The organism is Rhizobium aethiopicum, assembly GCF_014197535.1.
GTDB classification, from domain to species: Bacteria; Pseudomonadota; Alphaproteobacteria; order Rhizobiales; family Rhizobiaceae; genus Rhizobium; species Rhizobium aethiopicum_A.
The window spans coordinates 385,949-406,090 of record NZ_JACIFV010000003.1; the positions used below are offsets into that span (position 1 = coordinate 385,949).

At 60.6% G+C, this 20,142-nt stretch carries 21 protein-coding genes, 1 tRNA gene and 1 pseudogene; 15 read left to right on the forward strand and 8 right to left on the reverse strand.

Translation table 11 applies throughout. The features are described from left to right. Positions 1–122: 122 nt before the first annotated feature. A complete protein-coding gene (locus GGD53_RS07300) occupies positions 123–380 on the reverse strand; it encodes a YMGG-like glycine zipper-containing protein (protein WP_011427043.1) in 258 nt (85 codons plus the stop codon). Between the two features lie 328 nt (positions 381–708). Here GGD53_RS07300 and hemA point away from each other — a divergent pair, with 328 nt between their 5' ends. The 7 genes from hemA (at position 709) to GGD53_RS07335 (ending at position 9,538) form a co-directional block, all read left to right on the forward strand. Continuing rightward, entirely contained in the window at positions 709–1,923 is a 1,215-nt protein-coding gene (hemA, locus tag GGD53_RS07305) for a 5-aminolevulinate synthase (protein ID WP_184454853.1), read from the forward strand. Between the two features lie 306 nt (positions 1,924–2,229). After that, positions 2,230–3,246, forward strand: a complete 1,017-nt coding sequence (locus GGD53_RS07310; RefSeq protein ID WP_184454854.1) for a LacI family DNA-binding transcriptional regulator — start codon at positions 2,230–2,232, stop codon at positions 3,244–3,246. A 55-nt stretch (positions 3,247–3,301) separates the two neighbouring features. Continuing rightward, a complete protein-coding gene (locus GGD53_RS07315) occupies positions 3,302–4,540 on the forward strand; it encodes an ABC transporter substrate-binding protein (RefSeq protein WP_184454827.1) in 1,239 nt (412 codons plus the stop codon). Positions 4,541–4,613: 73 nt separating this feature from the next. Next, positions 4,614–5,531, forward strand: coding sequence for a carbohydrate ABC transporter permease (locus GGD53_RS07320; RefSeq protein ID WP_184454828.1), 918 nt, complete (start codon positions 4,614–4,616; stop codon positions 5,529–5,531). Continuing rightward, entirely contained in the window at positions 5,528–6,391 is an 864-nt protein-coding gene (locus GGD53_RS07325) for a carbohydrate ABC transporter permease (RefSeq protein ID WP_184454829.1), read from the forward strand. Before GGD53_RS07320 ends, GGD53_RS07325 begins: the two co-directional genes overlap by 4 nt. A gap of 127 nt (positions 6,392–6,518) precedes the next feature. After that, a complete protein-coding gene (locus tag GGD53_RS07330) occupies positions 6,519–8,441 on the forward strand; it encodes a glycoside hydrolase family 127 protein (RefSeq protein ID WP_184454830.1) in 1,923 nt (640 codons plus the stop codon). Between the two features lie 11 nt (positions 8,442–8,452). After that, positions 8,453–9,538: an ABC transporter ATP-binding protein gene (locus GGD53_RS07335; protein ID WP_184454831.1), complete on the forward strand. Its 1,086-nt coding sequence runs from the start codon at positions 8,453–8,455 to the stop codon at positions 9,536–9,538. 139 nt (positions 9,539–9,677) lie between these two features. Here GGD53_RS07335 and dxr read toward each other — a convergent pair whose 3' ends face one another. Further along, entirely contained in the window at positions 9,678–10,868 is a 1,191-nt protein-coding gene (gene dxr / locus GGD53_RS07340; protein WP_184454832.1) for a 1-deoxy-D-xylulose-5-phosphate reductoisomerase, read from the reverse strand. A gap of 377 nt (positions 10,869–11,245) precedes the next feature. Between dxr and GGD53_RS07345 the strand changes: the two genes are divergently transcribed. Both GGD53_RS07345 and GGD53_RS07350 read left to right on the forward strand, forming a co-directional pair. After that, positions 11,246–11,896 (forward strand): hypothetical protein, encoded by a 651-nt coding sequence (locus GGD53_RS07345; RefSeq protein ID WP_184454833.1) that lies wholly within the window; start codon positions 11,246–11,248, stop codon positions 11,894–11,896. A gap of 60 nt (positions 11,897–11,956) precedes the next feature. Continuing rightward, entirely contained in the window at positions 11,957–12,247 is a 291-nt protein-coding gene (locus GGD53_RS07350) for a BON domain-containing protein (protein ID WP_184454834.1), read from the forward strand. Positions 12,248–12,317: 70 nt separating this feature from the next. On the opposite strand, the gene GGD53_RS07355 is transcribed toward GGD53_RS07350, so the two are convergent. Further along, the gene (locus GGD53_RS07355) at positions 12,318–12,470 is read right to left on the reverse strand and encodes a hypothetical protein (protein ID WP_184454835.1); all 153 of its coding nucleotides are present in this window, start codon (positions 12,468–12,470) and stop codon (positions 12,318–12,320) included. Positions 12,471–12,590: 120 nt separating this feature from the next. Beyond that, complete coding sequence (locus GGD53_RS07360; protein WP_184454836.1) at positions 12,591–12,848, reverse strand: hypothetical protein; 258 nt, start codon at positions 12,846–12,848, stop codon at positions 12,591–12,593. A gap of 146 nt (positions 12,849–12,994) precedes the next feature. Here GGD53_RS07360 and GGD53_RS07365 point away from each other — a divergent pair, with 146 nt between their 5' ends. Next, a complete protein-coding gene (locus GGD53_RS07365) occupies positions 12,995–13,513 on the forward strand; it encodes a DUF2937 family protein (protein WP_184454837.1) in 519 nt (172 codons plus the stop codon). 227 nt (positions 13,514–13,740) lie between these two features. Next, positions 13,741–13,848, forward strand: a pseudogene (locus GGD53_RS32360) (DUF1515 domain-containing protein); the annotation flags it as partial. A 17-nt stretch (positions 13,849–13,865) separates the two neighbouring features. Here GGD53_RS32360 and GGD53_RS07370 read toward each other — a convergent pair. Then, on the reverse strand, positions 13,866–14,150 hold the full coding sequence (locus GGD53_RS07370) for a DUF6894 family protein (protein WP_184454838.1): 285 nt from the start codon (positions 14,148–14,150) through the stop codon (positions 13,866–13,868). A gap of 241 nt (positions 14,151–14,391) precedes the next feature. On the opposite strand from GGD53_RS07370, the gene GGD53_RS07375 reads away from it, so the two are divergent. Continuing rightward, entirely contained in the window at positions 14,392–15,177 is a 786-nt protein-coding gene (locus tag GGD53_RS07375; protein ID WP_184454839.1) for a helix-turn-helix domain-containing protein, read from the forward strand. Here the strand turns inward: GGD53_RS07375 and GGD53_RS07380 are convergent. From GGD53_RS07380 to GGD53_RS07390, 3 genes are all read right to left on the reverse strand, one after another. Then, the gene (locus GGD53_RS07380) at positions 15,161–15,370 is read right to left on the reverse strand and encodes a hypothetical protein (RefSeq protein WP_184454840.1); all 210 of its coding nucleotides are present in this window, start codon (positions 15,368–15,370) and stop codon (positions 15,161–15,163) included. The two genes, GGD53_RS07375 and GGD53_RS07380, sit on opposite strands and share 17 nt — an antisense overlap. Before the next feature lie 618 nt (positions 15,371–15,988). Continuing rightward, positions 15,989–16,065, reverse strand: a tRNA-Arg gene (locus GGD53_RS07385). A gap of 53 nt (positions 16,066–16,118) precedes the next feature. Next, the gene (locus GGD53_RS07390; RefSeq protein WP_184454841.1) at positions 16,119–17,282 is read right to left on the reverse strand and encodes a M20 aminoacylase family protein; all 1,164 of its coding nucleotides are present in this window, start codon (positions 17,280–17,282) and stop codon (positions 16,119–16,121) included. A 158-nt stretch (positions 17,283–17,440) separates the two neighbouring features. On the opposite strand from GGD53_RS07390, the gene GGD53_RS07395 reads away from it, so the two are divergent. The 3 genes from GGD53_RS07395 to GGD53_RS07405 all read left to right on the forward strand — a co-directional run. Then, entirely contained in the window at positions 17,441–18,574 is a 1,134-nt protein-coding gene (locus tag GGD53_RS07395; protein WP_184454842.1) for a serine hydrolase, read from the forward strand. A 30-nt stretch (positions 18,575–18,604) separates the two neighbouring features. Beyond that, a complete protein-coding gene (locus GGD53_RS07400; protein WP_184454843.1) occupies positions 18,605–19,774 on the forward strand; it encodes a CobW family GTP-binding protein in 1,170 nt (389 codons plus the stop codon). A gap of 87 nt (positions 19,775–19,861) precedes the next feature. Beyond that, positions 19,862–20,142, forward strand: a 281-nt coding sequence (locus tag GGD53_RS07405) for a helix-turn-helix domain-containing protein (RefSeq protein WP_246717712.1), incomplete at its 3' end; no start/stop codon positions are given.

Below are 20,142 nucleotides of genomic sequence, written 5' to 3' on the forward strand. Positions count from 1 at the left end.
TGAACAGCTTAGCGGCAAAATCGCGCAGGGTGTACCATTTTAAATTGCCCACGCGCTAATTCAGTACAAAAAATCCCGGATGTGTGTCCGGGATTTCCTGATTTTGCGTCTTGCCAGCGCTGTCAGCGCGGGCAAGCGTCGATATAACGGCGACCATAACGGTCGCGATAGTAGCACTGGCCGGGCTGTTCCGCGACGCTACCGATCAAGGCCCCCGACACGCCGCCGATGGCGGCACCGACCGCAGCACCTCGGACATTGCCGGTGACTGCACCGCCAATGACTGCGCCGGATGCAGCACCGATTCCGGCGCCCTGCTGCGTCGGTGTGCAGCTTGCGACCGACAGGCCGATCAATGCGAGTATGACAGCTTTTTTCATCTCTTTTCTCCTGGGTTATCGCCCAATGGGCATAGGCCGTCCCTATTGTTTTTTTGGCACGCTAGCTCGAAAACTATGTCGGAAGAAAGGGTTGTCCACTCCTGTCCGGATTTTTTTGCTTTGAAGGGGTGTTGCGGGCCTTGCGGAATTTGCGCCTATGTCGGGCGCTTTTGCCGCATGGCCCCATTGATTGTGGCGCACGTATTTTTTTGTCTGGAATCATTCAAAAAACTGGGCCTTTTGCCGCAGTTGATGTTAAACCAAAGGGTAAGCATTGACGCGCGGACGTCCGATCGGCAAGAACGGCCGCGTGATACTGGAGCATATGATGGATTTCGAAGCATTTTTCAAAAACGAGCTTGACGGGCTTCATGCCGAGGGCCGCTACCGCGTTTTTGCCGATCTCGAACGTCACCGCGGCAACTTCCCACGTGCGACGCGCCATACGGCCGATGGCGAGAAGGAAGTCACGGTCTGGTGCTCCAACGACTATCTCGGCATGGGCCAGAACCCGAAGGTCATCGAGGCGATGAAGGCCGCCATCGACCACTGTGGCGCGGGTGCGGGAGGCACCCGGAATATTTCTGGCACCAACCATTACCACGTCCTGCTCGAGCGTGAGCTTGCCGATCTGCACGGCAAGGAATCGGCACTGATCTTCACCTCAGGCTATGTCTCCAACTGGGCCGCACTCGGCACGCTCGGCGCGAAAATTCCCGGCCTGATCATCTTCTCCGATGCGCTCAACCATGCCTCGATGATCGAGGGCATTCGTCATGCCAAATGCGACAAGGTGATCTGGAAACACAATGACGTCGCCGATCTCGAAGCCAAGCTTGCGGCCTCCGATCCGAAGGCGCCGAAGCTGATCGCCTTCGAGAGCGTCTATTCGATGGATGGTGACATCGCCCCGATCAAGGAGATCTGCGATCTGGCCGACAAATACGGCGCGATGACCTATCTCGACGAGGTGCATGCGGTCGGCATGTACGGCCCCCGCGGCGGCGGCATTGCCGAGCGCGAGGGACTGATGGATCGGCTGACGGTGATCGAGGGCACACTCGGCAAGGCCTTCGGCGTGATGGGCGGCTATATCGCTGCCTCAGCGGCGTTGTGCGACTTCATCCGCTCGTTTGCCTCCGGCTTCATCTTCACCACGGCGCTGCCGCCGGCATTGGCCGCTGGTGCGGTCGCCTCGATCCAGCATCTGAAGGTCAGCCAGTTCGAGCGCGCCCGCCATCAGGACCGGGTGCGCAAATTACGCTCGCTGCTCGATCAGCGCGGCATTCCGCATATGCACAATCCCAGCCACATCGTGCCGGTGATGGTCGGCGATGCCGCCAAGTGCAAGTGGATCTCCGACCTCTTGCTCGACAATTGCGGCGTCTATGTCCAGCCGATTAACTATCCCACAGTGCCGAAGAAGACCGAGCGGCTGCGCATCACCCCGACACCGCTGCATTCCGACGCCGATATCGCCCATCTCGTGGACGCCCTGCATTCGCTCTGGTCGCGTTGCGCGCTGGCAAGGCACGTCGCCTGATCTTTCAACGATCGCCCGGGTTCTAATCCCGCGAATCAGAACCTCGATCGGAGGTTCCGACGGCGATTGTTCGTTCCACATTCATTAGCTGGTAAGGTTATCCAGCGCCGCCCTGTCGCTCTGCCGATGAATGATGCATTGCAATCCGCTCTCATGGATTCGCATCGGCTTTTTCCACGCCTTCCTTCCTGCAATTCACGCCTCGCTGTTCCGTCTCTCGAATTGCATGAGAAAACCTTTTCTCACTTGACAATAAGATTGGTAAAAGCTTTTCTCAAGCCAATTCAGAAGGAGGACGTTCTGAACATATCGGGAGGAAAAAGAGGCAGGATCACCATCCATGAGGTCGCGTCGGCTGCTGGCGTGAGCATTTCGACGGCGTCGAAGGCGCTCAACGACACCGGCCGGATGGGAGCGGAAACCCGCGAACGGGTGAAGCGGATTGCCGGCGAAATCGGATATCGGCCGAATGCGCTGGCAAGAGGGCTTCTCAGCAAACGCAGCTTCACCGTCGGGCTGCTGACCAACGACACTTACGGCCGTTTCACGCTGCCTGTGATGGCGGGTATTTCGGACGCTCTCGTCGATCATGGCGTTTCGGTTTTCCTGTGCGCCATCGAAGACGATCCGGCGCTCGCCCAGATCCACGTCGATGCGATGCTGGACAAGCAGGTCGACGGCATCATCGCCACGGGAAAGCGCCTGGACAGGCGTCTGCCTGTCGACCTGTCGAATTTGCATGTGCCTGTCGTCTACGCCTTCACCGAGGGGACGCAGAACAGCGTTACCTTTCGTTCGGACGACGAGCAGGGTGCGAGGCTGGCGGTCGAATGGCTCGCGACGATCGGGCGGCGGCGGATTGCGCATATTACCGGGCCGGAGGACTTCTTCTCGGTGCGGGAGCGGGCCGGGGCCTATCATCAGGTGGCGGGCCACCGCGAGCCGGTGCTCTATGGCGTCTGGTCGGAAAACTGGGGCCATGAGGCGGTGGAACAGCTTTGGGAGAGGCCGGGGGAAAAGCCGGATGCGCTCTTCTGCGGCAACGACCAGATCGCCCGGGGCGCCGTAGATGCGCTGCGCGAGCGCGGCGTCAAGGTGCCGCAGGACGTCTCGGTGATCGGCTTTGACAATTGGGAGATTGTTGCGGCCCAGACGCGGCCGCCGCTGACGACGGTAGATATGGAGCTGAAGGAGCTCGGGCGGCAGGCCGGATTGACGGTGCTGGCGCTTGCGGAAGGACGGCCTGTCGAGCCGGGAGTGAGGAAGTTGCCCTGCCGGCTCGTCGTCCGGCGGTCATGCGGGGGTAGGACCCCCGAGGAATAAGAATCAGGGAAATGAGCAAAGGCGCGAGGAGATGCGCCATATTGGGAGGAGTGTCATGATCAAGCGTCTATTGGCGGCGACCGGCATCGCTACTTTGTGCCTGGTGTCGGCTGCATCGGCTGCCGAAAACGTCGAAATGTGGGTCCGGTCGGGGATCGGCGACGCCTTCAAGAAAGTCGTCGAAGCCTATAATTCCAGTCATGAGAACAAGGTCGTGATGACCGAAGTGCCGTTCTCCGAACTGGTGCAGAAATATGCGACGGCAATTGCCGGCGGACAGGCGCCGGATGCGCTGTCGATGGACCTCATCTACAATCCAGCCTTTGCGGCGGCCGGGCAGCTGGAAGACCTGACGGACTGGGCGAAGTCGCTGCCCTATTTCAACTCGCTGTCGCCGTCGCATGTCCGCCTCGGCACCTATCAGGACAAGATCTACGGCCTGCCGCTCTCTGTGGAAACCTCGGTCTTCGCCTGGAACAAGGATCTCTACAAGAAGGCCGGCCTCGACCCGGAAAAGGCGCCTGATAACTGGGATGAAATCACCGCCAATGCCGAGAAGATCCGGGCTCTCGGTGACGATACTTATGGCTTCTATTTCTCCGGCGGCGGCTGCGGCGGCTGCATGATCTTCACCTTCACGCCGCTCACCTGGGGTGCCGGCGCCGATATCCTGTCGGCCGACAGCAAGAAAGCGACGCTCGATACGCCTCAGATGCGCAAGGCCGTCGACATCTACCGCAACATGGTCAAGAAGGACCTGGTGCCGGCGGGTGCGGCCAGCGACAACGGTACGAACTTCCTGACCTTCACCAACGGCAAGATCGGCCAGCAGAGCCTCGGCGCCTTTGCCATCGGCACACTGGTGACCCAGCATCCCGAGATCAATTTCGGCGTGACCCTCATTCCCGGCGTCGACGGCAAGCCTTCCTCCTTTGCCGGTGGCGACAATTTCGTCATCACCAAGGGAACGAAGAAGATCGACGCGGTGAAGGAATTCCTCGAATATATCTATTCGATGGACGGCCAGAAGATCATGGCGAAATATGGCAGCCTGCCGACACGCGGCGATATCGCCGACAAGGTGCTGGAAGGTCTCGATCCGCGCATGCAGGTCGGCCTGAAGGCGATCAGTGTCGCCAAGACGCCCTATACGCTGCAGTTCAACGACCTGATCAACAGCGCCAACGGTCCGTGGGCAAGCTTCACCAACGCGGCGATCTTCGGCGACGATGTCGACGGTGCGTTCTCCAGCGCCCAGTCGGAAATGCAGTCGATCATCGATAGCGGCCAATAACTCTCCCAAGGCCGCGGCCGGGGAGCGGTGGCAGCTTCCCGGCCAACTTCCATAGACAGATGCGGAGCGTTTGATGACCGGTTCCGGTTCAGAGACCCTATTGCCTCGGCGGAGGCGGCGGCGCAGATCCAACTGGCGCGGCCCTCTCTACATCGCGCCTGCCATGGCGCTGGTCATCGTCTTCTTCGTCATGCCGGTTCTTTTCACCGGATGGATGAGCCTGCACAACTGGCCGCTGATGGGAGCGTCGCGCTGGATCGGCCTCAACAATTACTACCGCATGGTCAACGACACTCGCTTCATGACGGCGCTGAATTTCACCGCCTATTACACCGTGATCGTCACCATCGCGATCTTCGCCGTCGCCTTTCCGCTGGCGATCTTCGTCGAGAAGGAACGGCAGTTCGTCAGCGCCTACCGGACGATCATCTTCCTGCCTGTCGTGGTCGGCCTTGCCACGGCCTCGCTGCTCTGGGTCTGGCTCGCCAATGTCGATAGCGGCTTCATCGGCCCCGCCCTGAAAGCGCTCGGTCTTGTGGAAAAGAGCCCCAATCTTCTTGCGACCTTCGACACCGCCTTCCTGACTGTTGTGGTGATGGTCGTCTGGAAGATCGCCGGCTTCACCATGATCATTCTGCTGACCGGGCTGCAGGCCATTCCGTCCGATCTGACCGAGGCGGCCCGCATCGACGGCGCCGGCCGCTGGCAGCGTTTCCGGCATCTGACGCTGCCGCTGATGCGCAAGACGATCGCGCTGGCGCTGATCGTCTCGGTCACCGGCTCGATCCTCGCTTTCGACCAGTTCTACATCATGACGGCGGGTGGACCGCAGAACAAAATGATCTCGGTGGTCTATTACATCTTCAACCAGTCCTTCGTCTCCTTCAATCTCGGATATGGCGCAGCGCTCTCGATAGCCCTTCTCGCCATCCTGGTCGCCATCAGCATCGTGCAGCTCTGGCTGCTTCGCGTCGGGGAGGAGCGTTCATGACGACATCAAGGCAACGCCGCGCCCGCAAGGCCATCCGCACGAAGTCGGCCTATCATCTGACAGGCATCGCCATTTCGATCTTCTTTCTGGCGCCCTTCGCGATCACGCTGCTCGCCTCCTTCCGGCCGGGTGCCGAAGCCAGCCTGCCGCCCTTGCCGCCGTGGCCGACATCCGGCGTCAGCTTCGACGCCTATGCGCTACTCGATACGTTCGGCGCCGGCATCTGGCAGCACATGATCAATTCGCTGCTCGTTTCGGTCGCTACCGTGGTGCTCACCGTCCTCGTCAGCCTGCTCGCCGGCTATGGCTTCTCGCGTTATCGCTTCCCGATGAAGAATGCACTCTTCGTGCTGATCATCGCCACTTTGATGATCCCGTTCCAGTCGATCCTGACGCCGCTCTTCATCATCCTGGCAAAACTCGGCCTCAACAATTCACTGCTCGGGCTGACGCTCGTCTATGCGACGCTGCAGCTGCCCTTCTCGGTCTTCATGATGCGCAATGCTTTCGATGCCGTGCCGAAGGAAATCGAGGAGGCCGCGCGCATCGACGGCGCGCGCGATCTGAAGCTCCTGGCGCGGGTTCTCCTGCCGCTGTTGTTGCCCGGTGTCGCGACGGTGGCGATCTTTGCCTTCCTCAATGCCTGGAACGAGTTTCTTGCCGCGCTCGTGCTCCTCTCGAGCAATGAGAAATACACCCTGCCGGTGCTGATGACGGCGGTTCGCGCCGGACGGCTCGGCGCCATCAACTGGGGAGCGGTGCAGGCCGGTGTCGTCGTCATGACGATCCCCTGCCTGATCGTCTTCCTGCTCCTGCAACGCTACTACATGCGCGGGCTGATGGCCGGCGCGGTGAAATGATCCCAAGAACAGGATGATTTTAGGCCGTCGGCCTAAAATCTGAATCCTGTTCTAAATTAAATAGTTAGAACATGATGTCGTCCGAAAACCGCTCACACTTTCCGGCATCATGCTCAAGGTAGAGCCCATGACCAAATCAAGCAACGACCGCCAGTTTCGTCCCGTCGCCGTTCCCGATGTCGAGCTCGGCGGCTTCTGGGGCAAATGGCAGGACGCCGTCTGCAATTCCACCGCTGAAACCTTGCTCGACCGCTGCGTCGAGGCCGGTATGCTGAAGGCGATCGACGTCAGCCAGCCGAGCCCCGGCGTCGTCATTCCGATCCAGCCCTGGGGCGGCACGACGCAGATGTTCTGGGATTCGGATCTTGGCAAGTCGATCGAGACCATCGCCTATTCGCTTTATCGCCGGCCGAACCCGAAGCTGGAGGCGCGCGCCGATGAGATCATCGACATGTATGAGAAGATGCAGGACAAGGATGGTTATCTGAACGCCTGGTTCCAGCGCGTCGAGCCATCCCGCCGCTGGACCAACCTGCGCGACCATCACGAGCTCTATTGCGCCGGCCATCTGATGGAAGCCGCGGTCGCCTATTATCAGGCGACCGGCAAGCGAAAGCTGCTCGATATCATGTGCCGCTACGCCGATTACATGATCAAGGTTTTCGGCCATGGCGAGGGTCAAATACCAGGCTATTGCGGCCATGAGGAAATCGAGCTGGCGCTGGTCAAGCTTGCCCGCGTGACCGGCGAGAAGAAATATCTCGACCTCTCGAAATTCTTCATCGACGAACGCGGCACCGAGCCCCACTTTTTCACGGCGGAGGCCGCTCGCGACGGCCGCAGCGCTGCCGACTTCCATCAGAAGACCTATGAATATGGACAGGCGCACCTGCCGGTACGCGAACAGACGAAGGTCGTCGGCCATGCCGTGCGCGCCATGTACCTCTATTCCGGCATGGCCGACATCGCCACCGAATATAAGGACGACAGCCTGACGGCGGCGCTCGAAACGCTCTGGGACGATCTGACCACCAAGCAGATGTACATCACCGGCGGCATCGGCCCGGCCGCCTCCAACGAAGGCTTCACCGATTATTACGATCTGCCCAACGACACGGCCTATGCGGAAACCTGCGCCTCCGTCGGCCTGGTCTTCTGGGCAAGCCGCATGCTCGGGCGCGGGCCGGACCGGCGTTACGCCGACATCATGGAGCAGGCGCTCTATAACGGCGCGCTGCCGGGTCTTTCCACCGACGGCAAGACCTTCTTCTATGACAATCCGCTGGAAAGTGCGGGCAAGCACCATCGCTGGAAATGGCACCATTGCCCGTGCTGCCCGCCGAACATCGCCCGTCTGGTGACGTCGATCGGCTCATACATGTATGCGGTTGCCGACGATGAGATCGCCGTGCATCTCTATGGCGAAAGCACCGCCCGGCTGAAGCTTGCCAATGGCGCCGAGGTGGCGTTGGAGCAGAGCACCAACTATCCGTGGGACGGCGCCGTTGCCTTCACGGCCAGGCTGACAAAACCGGCTCAGTTTGCACTGTCGCTGCGCATTCCGGACTGGGCGGAGGGCGCAACCCTCAGCGTCAACGGGACGATGCTCGAGCTCGGCGCCCATGTCCGCGACGGGTATGCCAGGATCGACCGCGAATGGGCGGACGGCGATCGCGTCGCCCTCTACCTGCCGCTGGCGCTTCGCCCGCAATATGCAAACCCGAAAGTGCGCCAGGATGCCGGCCGTGTCGCCTTGATGCGCGGCCCCCTCGTCTATTGTGTGGAAACAACGGACAATGGCAAAGACCTCAACGCCATCGTTCTGCCTCGCGAACTCCCGGCCGCCGAAACCGTCCTGCTGAAGGACCTCAATGATGCCGTCGCACTCGATCTCAAGGTTGAGCGTGAGGAAACATCGAATTGGGGCACTTCGCTCTATCGCAAGGCGCCGGCCGAAAGGCGGGTCGCCACCGCGCGCTTCGTGCCCTATCATCTCTGGGACAACCGCGCGCCCGGAGAGATGCTCGTCTGGGTCCAGGCGGACAAGTAGGTCGTTTGGGGATGACGAACGGTATGGGTAACAAGAGCGTCGTCCTTCAGGACGTGCGAAAAAGCTATGGCAATCTGCCGGTGGTCCACGGCATCGACCTGACGATCGAGGAGGGCGATTTCGTCGTCTTCGTCGGTCCGTCCGGCTGCGGAAAATCGACGCTGCTTCGCATGATCGCGGGTCTTGAGGACGTGACCGATGGGGAGATCGAGATCAAGGGACGTGTTGTCACCGACCTCGATCCATCCGAGCGCGGCATCGCCATGGTCTTCCAATCCTACGCGCTCTATCCGCATATGAGCGTGCGCGACAACCTGGCCTTCGGACTGAAGATGGCGCGTACGAATGCCGCCGAGATCGAGACGCGCGTCAAGGCAGCCTCCGCGATCCTGAAGATCGACCATCTGCTCGACCGGCGGCCCGGCCAGCTTTCCGGCGGCCAGCGCCAGCGTGTGGCGATCGGGCGAGCGATCGTGCGCGAGCCCGATGTTTTCCTGTTCGACGAACCGCTGTCCAATCTCGATGCGGAACTGCGCGTTTCCATGCGCATCGAGATCGCCCGCCTTCATCGCGAGCTCGGCAACACGATGATCTATGTCACGCATGATCAGACCGAGGCGATGACGCTCGCCGACAAGATCGTCGTGTTGCGCGACGGCCGCGTCGAGCAGGCCGGGACACCGCGGGAAATCTACGAGAATCCTTCGAATACATTCGTGGCGGGCTTCATCGGCTCGCCGAGGATGAATCTCCTGAATGCCCGATGGAGCGAAGACGGCCTGGTCGACGTTGCCGGCGGGCGCGTCGAAAGTGGCCTGCTGCCGAAAGACAGGCCGGCCGGTGCGGCCGTGACGCTCGGTCTGCGGCCGGAGCATCTGAAAGTGGCGCCCGAGCTGACTGGCGGCCTTACGGCAAGGGTCGATTTTTCCGAGTATCTCGGCGGAACGCAGTATCTCTACTGCCAGCTCTGCGATGGCCAGTCGCTCACCGTCGAGCACCGGTCGCCGACCAGCATTGCGGCCGGCGAAGAGGTCAGCCTGCAGTTCGAGCCGTCGAATTGCCGATTGTTCGATGAGGGCGGCAATCGGCTGCGATAGAGCGGTTCAGGTTTTCACGGAAGTGCTGAACCGCTCTAACTTTTTGGATTTACGCAATTCCCGGCAAAAGCGCTTTGCGCTTTGCCTGGGAAAACCGCTTCGCACTTTTCCTGGAATTGCTCTGCAGCCGCCCGAGCCCTCACCCGACGAGATCGAGTTTCATCAGCTTTGCCGCCCGTTGCCGGGCTTGCCTGTCGGCGTTGAAAACGTCGTCCATGCCGGCAGCCGGCGGCAGGCCGGCCAGTTCGTCCATGACCCTCTCGGTGACCTCGGCCATGGCGAGGAAGGACAGGCGCCCTTCGATGAAGGCTTCGAGCGCTACTTCCTTGGCGCCGTTCAGCACCGCGCCCTGAACGCCGCCGCGCGTCATCGCAAGGCGCGCCAGCCGCAAGGCGGGGAACCGCACCTCATCCGGCGCCTCGAAATCGAGCCGCGCGAGTCTGGCGAAATCCAGCCGCTCGACCGGCAAGTTCGGCCGGCGCGGGAAGGACAGCGCGTAACCGATGGCGGTGCGCATGTCAGGCGCGCCGAGCTGCGCCAGCACCGAACCGTCGGTATAACCGACCATGGAATGGATGATCGACTGCGGATGGAAAATCACCTCGATCTGTTCGGGCCTCAGCCCGAAAAGGTGGCGGGCTTCGATCATCTCCAGCGCCTTGTTGAACATCGAGGCGCTGTCGATCGAGATCTTCAAGCCCATCGACCAGTTCGGATGGGCGCGCGCGGTTTCCACCGTCACATCGGCCATCTCCTTCAACGAAGCGGTACGGAAAGGGCCGCCCGAGGCGGTCAGGATGACACGCTCGACGGCATGGCGCTGGTTTTCTTCCAGCACCTGGAAAATCGCATTGTGCTCGCTGTCGACGGGAAGCAGTTTTCCGCCGCCGGCGCGGATCGCAGCGATGAAGAGATCGCCGGCCGAGACCAGACATTCCTTGTTGGCAAGGGCGATATCGGCGCCACGGCGTGCAGCGGCAAGCGTCGGCGCCAGACCCGCAGTGCCGACGATTGCCGCCATCGCCCAGTCGGCATCGCGGTCGGCCGCTTCCATCAGGCCGGATTTTCCCGACGCGACCGCGATGCCGCTGCCGAAAAGTTCGCTCTTCAGCGCTTCATAATGCCGGTCGTTTGCCGTCACTGCCAGCCGCGCACCGAAGGATCTGGCCTGCCGGGCGAGCAGCTCGACATTGCCGTTGCCTGTCAGAACGGAAATTTCGAAGTTCTCCCGCCCGCCCAGATGTTCGACAACATTGAGGGTATTGCGGCCGATCGACCCGGTTGAGCCGAAGATGCTGAGGCGCCGCGGCGCGGTTTTGCCGGTCATCATTTGGAATTTCGCGAAAATGTCTCTCGTAGGCTCAGGCTCTACTAGGGTTTGGAGGGTGCGGCAAGTGTGCGGTGCAGCAGATATCAGCCCTTCGGGGGTTTACAGAGCGGCGGTGGGATGTGATCCTTATGACATTCCCGAAGGGATGTGATTCCCATGCGGCCTGTCTTGGGCGCATGGGCTATCGGGGCGCTGCGGCGGCCATTGAAAAACGGGCACTTGGCTGCCCTCGGCTTTTTCGGCCAACATTAAATCGAGGATGACATCGGGATGAACGGCTTGGCCGTGCTGCCCGTTCGCGTTCGCTGCGAGCACTTTGGTGCGGTATCGTGCCGTTCGATGAGCCGGCACGTGTCAGGTCAAAACGATCGGATCACATGACGACATTCAGAATAGCCATCCTTCTTTTCGCCATCCTGCCTCCGCTGAGCGCGGCTGCGAAGGCGGACGACCTGCTGATCTGGTCGCCTGCCAAGGTCTCGGATCGGTCGTACAAGGCGACGATGGGTTTTCGTCTGCCGGCCGAATGGGAGACGAGCGCCGGCGCCGACCTCGCATTGGCAGCAACAAAAGCCGGTGCGCCGCTGCCAGATTCCGAACAGGCCATGCTCTGGGGCAGGATCAGCAAGACGACCGTTACGCCGGCGGGTCAATCGCAGCGGGGCGCCAGGGTCAGCGTCGATACGCTGCGCGGCAGCGGCGCTCTGACGCTCAGCCGCTCGCGCAGCTGGATCCTGTCGGACTCGCTCGACATGCAATCGAGCCGCTCCCTCAGCGTCCGTTACGACCCGGTCGATGCCAGGGAGACTTCGGTAACGGCATCGCAGGCGCTGAAGCTGATCTATCCCTGGACCGGAACCTCGCTTTCGGCCGGCGCAGGCGTCAGCAATGCCAGCGGCGACTTCTCGAGCACGGTGGCGGTCAACCAGGCGATCCTGCCGAATCTCAACCTCGATGCCTCGGTCAGCAATCCGTTCTCGCCCGATGAGGCCGGCAGCGTCAATCTCCGCTATCGCGTCAGCTGGTAACGCAGGAAACCAAACGGGGCCGATGGCGTTTCTTCTTCAGATCTTTCGGAGGAACGGAATATGGTTTTCAAAGAGCCGACATTTCACGGACTTGCGCCCGAAATGGAAGCGGAGATCGCCAATCGCGCATCTCTCGAGGCCGCCGTCGCCAATGCATTGGCAATCGCCGGCGGCATCGATGCCTCGGATGTGGAAGTGACGATGGAGGAAGGTCAGGTCGTATTGACAGGCACGGTCGGTACGGTCGGGGAGATCGAACGGGCAACCGCTGTCGCCAGGGCGGTCGAAGGCGTCAATGCGGTGCAGAACCGAATCCTGCTCAGCGGGTCTGCCGTCGGCAGCCCGCATTGATATTATCGAAACCTGTCTCGCTTGCGAGCGCGCCGGCCTTGCCGGCGCCTTTACGCCGGCGCTTGGCCGATCAACCGGCGAAGCGCTCGACGAGGAAGGATGAACCGGCCGGTCGATCGGTCTTCGCTGTGGCCACCGGCCCCTGCGGCTGATAGGCGATGGCGAGCAGCAGAGCGCTGACGGCGACATAGGCGATTGCCAAAAGAGTCATCTTGATACGCATGATGCGTTCTCCCGTTTTCGCGATAAACGCGGCCGATGTCGCGAAGTTCCTCATGGCGAAATCAGAGGAAAAGCCCGACCAGGGGAGGAGCGGCCGGGCTTTTCGTGCCTAGACACTGCCTTATCGGCAGATCCGGGTCTCCTTGATGATCGTATGGCCGTGACGGCGGATTCTTTCCGTCTTGGTGAAGCAATCCTCGGAGACGCGGCGCATCATGTGATGGCGGTAGTAGGGCCGGTGGCGATAATAGGGGCGCTCCGAATCGGTATAATAAGGACGCGGGTTATCGGTGGTGATAGTCACGCTGGCCGCCTGGGACGGCATGGCGGAAAGGACGGACGCTGCAGCGAGCGTGCAAGCAAGAATGAACTGTTTCATGACGAGCCTCTCTTTCTGAGTTGGTCATAGTTTCAACTCGCCGGAAGCGCCGCCGGTTCAATCACATAGCGTTACCGATTGTGTCGAAGGCAGAAACCTTTGCGGCTGCGGATCGTTAGCGCAGGGAACAGCCGGAGGCCACGATCGTGGGACAGATTGCAAGGATCATCGCCATTGTTGCCGGTCTTGCCGGCGGCACGGTGTTTTCGCAGGCGCCGGAATTTGCGCAACAATATCGCCAGCGGATCGGCGGCGCGATCGATGAGCTGCGTGTCATCGTCGAAGACTTCAACCGCCAAGCCGCTCAGCACCAGCTCGACCGCCAGCAGGCGCTGAACGCCTATGCGCAATCTTCCGACGATTTCCTGCGCGACCGCGGCATTTCCATGCAAAGCACGATCACCCGTTATGAAACGCTGCAGTCGCAGCAACTGAAACTCGGCACCGCCGCTCCTGTCGCCAAGCCCTTCGTGCTGCTGAGGAATGCGGATGATGTGGTTTTCGCCAATACCTGGCGCGACTTCGTGCCTGGCCTGCCGGTCAGCTTCGCCGGACTGGTCTGGGGCGCGATCGGTTTTGTCGGCGGATCGGTTGCGGCGGCGCTGCTGGGATGGGGGGCGCGACGCGTTGGCCGCGGACGACGAGCCTATCGTCAGCTGCCGTGAGCCAATACCGGAGGTCAGGCGCCCTGCTGCCCATCTTCAAGACGAGATCAGTGCTTCCATTCCTCCGGCAGCATGTGCCGAAGCAGACGAATTAAAGCAAGCGGCCGCCGCAAGATGCTCTGCCCAGCTCAATGAAGAACGGCGATGGTCGTTCCGCCAGCTTCATCCGCGGCGCGAATAATCGCCGCCCTCAGTTGCTCAGGTTTAGCGTGACCGTTCACTTCGTTGGCATCTCTGGGATAATCGCACTCGCTGGGCTTACGGCCGGCGCGACCATCACCTGGGCGAGCGATGGAGCGGTTGCGTGGCTGCGGCACTGGTTGAGGATCAACTGAAGATTGGGATAGCAGCGCTATCGATCTCGTTTTCGATGCGCGATCTGGGGTATTGCTGCATCGATATGAACTTCGGCAGCCAGATGACCATGGACGTCCCGAATCTCGATCGCCTGCGGGAGTTCCTTCTGATTGGATAAGATGGCCCTGCCAACTAGTTCTCTGAGGGCTTCGCCTGCCTCTTCTCTTGCTGCGTTCAAGTCAAGGAACATCTCACCGTCTGGGTCGAGCACGATGTGGTCAGCGTGTTTGATGTGAAAATAATAGGTGGGCAATGCACTCCCCATCTCCAGTCGTTCCACGTCTGGCAATCACCTGCACGTGGCGGCTGAGAATGAGGCTTCCAGGCCAGGCTTACACAGGTGGCAATTCCCTGCAGTTTGTCGCCAAACCGATTTTTCGCATGCAGGTTCCGCTGGGGTGGAGCATATTAGCAATTGGGATTAAAACGGTATCGATTGCCTCGCTCGTGCGTTTAAGAGGGCGAATGGGTCTGAATCGGCAAATGACTATGCCAACGCAGACACAGGGAGGCGTGACGCTGTGACAAAAATTGCGCAAAAAAATACCAGGAACAAGTTGCTGCGAAGGCTTCGAGAGGAGGCTTTTGAGCATATCGCATCAGACCTGAATCGCGTTGATCTTCCGGTCCGCCGGTCTTTGGTTGAACCTAATCAACCCATTGAGCGCGTTTGTTTTATTGAGAGCGGCTTAGCTTCAATGGTGGCCGTGGCTCCAAACGGAACAGGCATCGAGGTGGGTCAGATTGGATACGAGGGGATGAGCGGATATCCGGTGGTGCTCGGCGTCGATCGGATGCCAAACCGCGCTTTCATGCAGGTTTCAGGGGACGGCATTGAACTGCCCACCAGCCGCTTCCTGCCGCTCTTGCGCGACGAAGCAACTCGCCTGATGTTTCTCCGCTATGTTCACACGCGGGAGCTGCAACTGGCTTACTCGGCTCTGGCGGCGGGCCGATACAACATGCATCAGCGTCTCGCGAGATGGCTGCTTATGTGCCATGACCGTCTTCTCGTGGACACTATGCCCGTTACTCACGAGTTTCTGGCATTAATGCTTGGTGTCAGGCGGTCCGGTGTCACCGACCATCTGCATATCCTCGAGGGCATGCGCGCCATTAGGTCGACGCGAGGGAACGTCCAGATTTTAAACCGCCAAGTTCTCCTCGATGTTGCCGATGGTTGTTACGGCGCCCCGGAAGCCGAGTACGAACGTCTTCTTGGGTCCCCGTCGTCAGACGATCAAAGACCGGCAAGATTGAAGGGGGCGTGGGGTACGTGGTCTGGCTCTACTATCGAAAATCAATAAGCAGGCTCAACAAACTGTCCTCATCCTTTAAGCCGTGCTGATAAGACTGAATGATCCGAGAGGCTAGGTCCTGGCGCTGCGGGTCCGAGGTGATCTTTTTCGCCGATGCCACGTGATCGAAGACCCTTTGGCAGAGGGCCACTTCGGCGTCATTCAGCACGTTCTGCGCCTGTGCAATTGGAGATGGGATCATGACAGCCTCATTTCCCCGGCAAGCGAAGGGTAGGGCTGAATGGCGCCTGATCAAGCAGGATCGCAAACACGAAGTATTTCGTGGGTTAATCACACCAATCGTTTCGTTGAGCGGGGCTCCATGTCCGGGCGAATCCCTCCCGGAGCAGCTTGGCTCCGATCTCTTGTAGCACCGGCGGAGTCCAGATCGCCCGTCGTCTTTTTCGGTGATCTAGATTACAGCCCTTTCAAGCAAGAACCGCTGGCCGGGCGCAGCATTTCAGCGCAATTTTCTATGATCTGGTCAATCTTGTCGAACTCGCAGCTTTGGATATTGTGTGCGAAATGGATTACACGCGTGCCGATGGAACCCGGAATACTGAGCTTGATGGGGTTTCAGGTTTACAGCACGTCTTGTGTTCAAACCTCGGCAGGCTTCGTGAGTCCGCGGCGGTACTCGATGGACCAACTGCATGGGTGCCGGCGAGAAGCGTTTGAGAGATTCGCGGCTTCCATGTTGCACCGCATGTTGCATGGATTTGCCGCTAGCTCTTTGAAATGACTGTAAACCAATGCGAGCGGTTGCAACATGAATGCGCCACAGAATGACGGAAAATCAGTGCTAAGCACTTGATTTGGATGGTGATCCCGGCGCGATTCGAACGCGCGACCCCCAGATTAGGAATCTGGTGCTCTATCCTGCTGAGCTACGGGACCACTAGATGCCATGCATACAAAAGGCTTGGCGCGAAGCCAAGCCTTAATTCTCGTCAAAGGCCGAGGCGTTGTTCGGCGAGGCGGACCCAGTAGGAGATGCCGTGGGCGATGGCTTCGTCGTTGAAGTCGTAGGCCGGGTTGTGGAGGCCGGCGCTGTCTCCGTTGCCGATGAAGATGAAGGCGCCGGGACGGGCGTTCAGCATGTAGGAGAAGTCCTCGCCGCCCATCATCGGATCGATTTCGGCATTGACGTTTGCCTCGCCGGCAATGGCGCTCGCAGTGGCGACGGCATGCTCGGTCTCATCGGGATGGTTGACGGTGACGGGATAATTGCGATTGAAGCTGATCTCGGCCTCGGCGCCATGGGCTGCGACCAGGCCTTCGACGATCTGCCGGAAGCGTTTTTCGGCGAGCGTGCGCACCTCGCTGTCGAGGGTGCGGACGGTGCCGGCGAAAGTCGCGTCATTGGGGATGACGTTATGGGCGAAACCGGCATTGAACTTGGTCACCGAGACGACGACAGAGCTGATCGGATCGGCGGTGCGCGAGGCGATCATCTGCAGATTGCTGACGATCTGGGCGCTGATGGCGATCGGGTCGATCGTCCGGTGCGGCTGGGCGGCGTGGCCGCCGCGGCCCTTGATGGTGACGGTGAACTCGTCGGTTGCCGCCATGATGGCGCCCTTGCGGATCGCAAACTGTCCGACAGGCAGGCCCGGCAGGTTGTGCATGCCGTAGACCTCTTCGATGCCGAAGCGCTCCATCATGCCATCCTTGACCATCAGATTGCCGCCGCCGCCGCCTTCTTCGGCGGGCTGGAAGATGACGGCGACATTGCCGTTGAAATTGCGGGTTTCGGCGAGATATTTCGCAGCGCCGAGCAGCATGGCGGTATGGCCGTCATGGCCGCAGGCATGCATCTTGCCGGGTGTCTTCGAAGCCCAGGGCTTGCCGGTGACTTCGGTCAGCGGCAGGGCATCCATGTCGGCGCGCAGGCCGATCGTGCGGCGGCCTTCGCCCTTGCCCTTGATCAGGCCGACGACGCCGGTGCGGCCGATGCCGGTGACGATCTCGTCGACCCCGAATTCCTTGAGTTTTTCAGCGACGAAAGCAGCCGTGTTTTCCACCGCGAAAAGAAGCTCGGGCCGGGCATGGATATGGCGGCGCCATTCGGCGACTTCGTCCTGCAATTCGGCGGCTCTGTTCAAAATCGGCATATTGGCTTTCCTGTTATCAAATCCCGACAATCGTTCATCACTTCAAAAGGGCGTGAGGCCCGTGCAAATTACTTCGTCAATGACCTTTGCCATGTCATAGCCATATAGGCTAGATAGATGAAGGTTGCGAGATTTTCCGGACATCTGAAGGACGAACCGTGTCGACGAGCCACTTCCGTTTGTTTGCCGCCAAGCGGCCGTTTCGTTTCATGATTGCCGCGACTGCCGCTTTTGTCGCCTCCGTTTCGCTCGTGCAGGCCAATCCGCATATTCTCGTCGACGTGCAGACAGGCCGCGTCCTCGAACACGAAGAAGCCTTCCGCAAGTGGTATCCGGCCTCGCTCACCAAGCTGATGACCGTCTATACGGTCTTCGATGCGATCCGCGCCGGTCAGATCAGCCTCGATACACCCATCGTCATCAGCAAACGCGCCGCCGCCCAACCGGCCGCCAAGATGTATTTCAAGCCGGGCCAGAAGCTGACGCTCGACAGTGCCTTGAAGATCCTGATGGTGAAATCGGCCAACGACATTGCGGTTGCGGTCGCAGAAGCCGTCGGCGGTACGCAGGAAGGTTTCGTGACCCGGATGAACGGCGAGGCGCTGAAGCTCGGCATGACGGATTCGCACTTCGTCAATCCGAACGGCCTGCCCGGCAAAGGCCAGTATACGACGGCGCGCGACCTAGCGGTGCTGACGGTGGCGCTGCGTCGCGACTTTCCGCAATATGCCAGCTATTTCGCGCTCGAGGGCTTCACCACCGGCCAGCAGAACGTGCCGAACCTCAATATGCTGATCGGCCGTTTCGCCGGTGCCGACGGCATGAAGACCGGCTTCATCTGCGCCTCGGGCTTCAACCAGATCGGTTCGGCGACGCGCAACGGCCGTACGCTTGTTTCCGTCGTGCTCGGCACGGACAGTCTCGCGGCGCGTGCCGATGCGACGGCGAACCTGTTGCAGAAGGGCTTTACGACGCAGTTTCCCGGCAGCGACACGCTCGGCTCGCTGAAGCCCTACGGCCTGGGACAAGACCAGGTGACCGACATTACCGCCGATATCTGCAGCGCCAAGGGCGCCAAGGTGCGCAGCGAAACGCGAGACGAGGTCGGCCGCATGAAGGTGCACTCGCCCTATATTCTGGAAATGGACCACGACCCGCAATTCGTCTTCGCCGGCCTCATCCCAGGGCAGGACCCGCAGCCGCCTCAGCAGCCGGAAAAGGTCGCGACCGGCGATACGGCCGGCGGCATCGCCAACGTGCCGGTGCCGCTGCCGCGTCCGACCGCGTTCTAAGACAAGATGGGCTTCTAAGGTAAGGCAGATATGAGCGCGTTTAACGACAGGATTCCGGTCACCATCCTGACCGGCTTTCTCGGCGCCGGCAAATCGACGCTGCTGAACCGCATCCTCAAAGACCCCGAGATGAAGGATGCGGCTGTCATCATCAATGAATTCGGCGATGTCGGCATCGACCATCTGCTGGTCGAAAGTTCCGGCGACTCGATCATCGAATTGTCCGACGGCTGCCTCTGCTGCACGGTGCGCGGCGAGCTTGTCGATACGCTGGCGAACCTGATGGATGCCGTGCAGACGGGCCGCGTCAAGCCGGTGAAGCGCGTCGTCATCGAAACCACCGGCCTTGCCGATCCGGCGCCCGTCATGCAGGCGATCATGGGCAATCCGGTCATCGCCACGAATTTCGAACTCGACGGTGTCGTGACGGTCGTCGACGCAGTGAACGGGCTGCAGACGCTCGACAATCACGAGGAAGCACGCAAGCAGGCGGCCGTCGCAGACCGGCTGATCGTCTCGAAGACATCGATGGCCGGCGGGACGGCGGAGCTGGAACAGCGCCTGCGGACGCTCAATCCGCGCGCGGCGATGATGGATGCCGACGGCGCCGAGGCCGGCAGCGCCGCGCTCCTGGTCAACGGTCTCTATGATCCCACGACGAAGATCGCCGATGTCGGCCGCTGGCTGCAGGACGAGGATGCGCACGAGACGCATCACCACACTCACGGCCACGATCATGATCACGATGGCGATCACCATCACCACGGCCACCGCCATGATCACGGCCATGCGGGTCAGGATCCGCACGACGTCAATCGTCACGATGCCTCGATCCGGTCTTTCTCCATCGTCGAAGAGAAGCCGATCGATCCGATGGCGCTCGAAATGTTCGTCGATCTCTTGCGCTCGGCCCATGGCGAAAAGCTGCTACGGATGAAGGCGATCGTATCCGTCTCCGACCGGCCGGAACGGCCGCTGGTGCTGCACGGCGTCCAGAGCATCTTCCACCCGCCGGTGCGGCTGCCGGCGTGGCCGGATCCGCAAGACCGGCGCACGCGCATGGTGCTGATCACCAAGGACCTGCCCGAGGCCTTCGTGAAGGATCTCTTTGACGCCTTCCTCGGCAAGCCGCGGATCGACACGCCGGATCGTCAGGCGCTGTCCGACAATCCACTCGCCATTCCGGGTTTGCGCATCTAGAGCGTGCTGCAATTTTCCGGAATCGGGATTCGCAAATCAGCGGAAATGTGATTCCCTATGCATGCCGGGAAAGGATGGCCGGCATGGATGACGCGACCCTATTCCGCAGACCTTCGCGAGCGTGCGTTGGTCCGATTGAGTGCCGGGGAGACGACGCGGTCGATCGCGGCCGCACTTTCGATTGCTCCCTCCTGCGTTTCGAAATGGAAGCGACGCCTTGCCGAGACCGGCTCGCTTGAGCCTGGCCGCGCCGGCGGAGGCAAGAAGCGAACTCTGTCGGGCGAGCGGGCCGACTGGTTGCGTGAACGCTGCCGATCCAGCCCGTTCACGACACGCGGATTGGTGGCGGAATTGGCCGAACGTGGCAT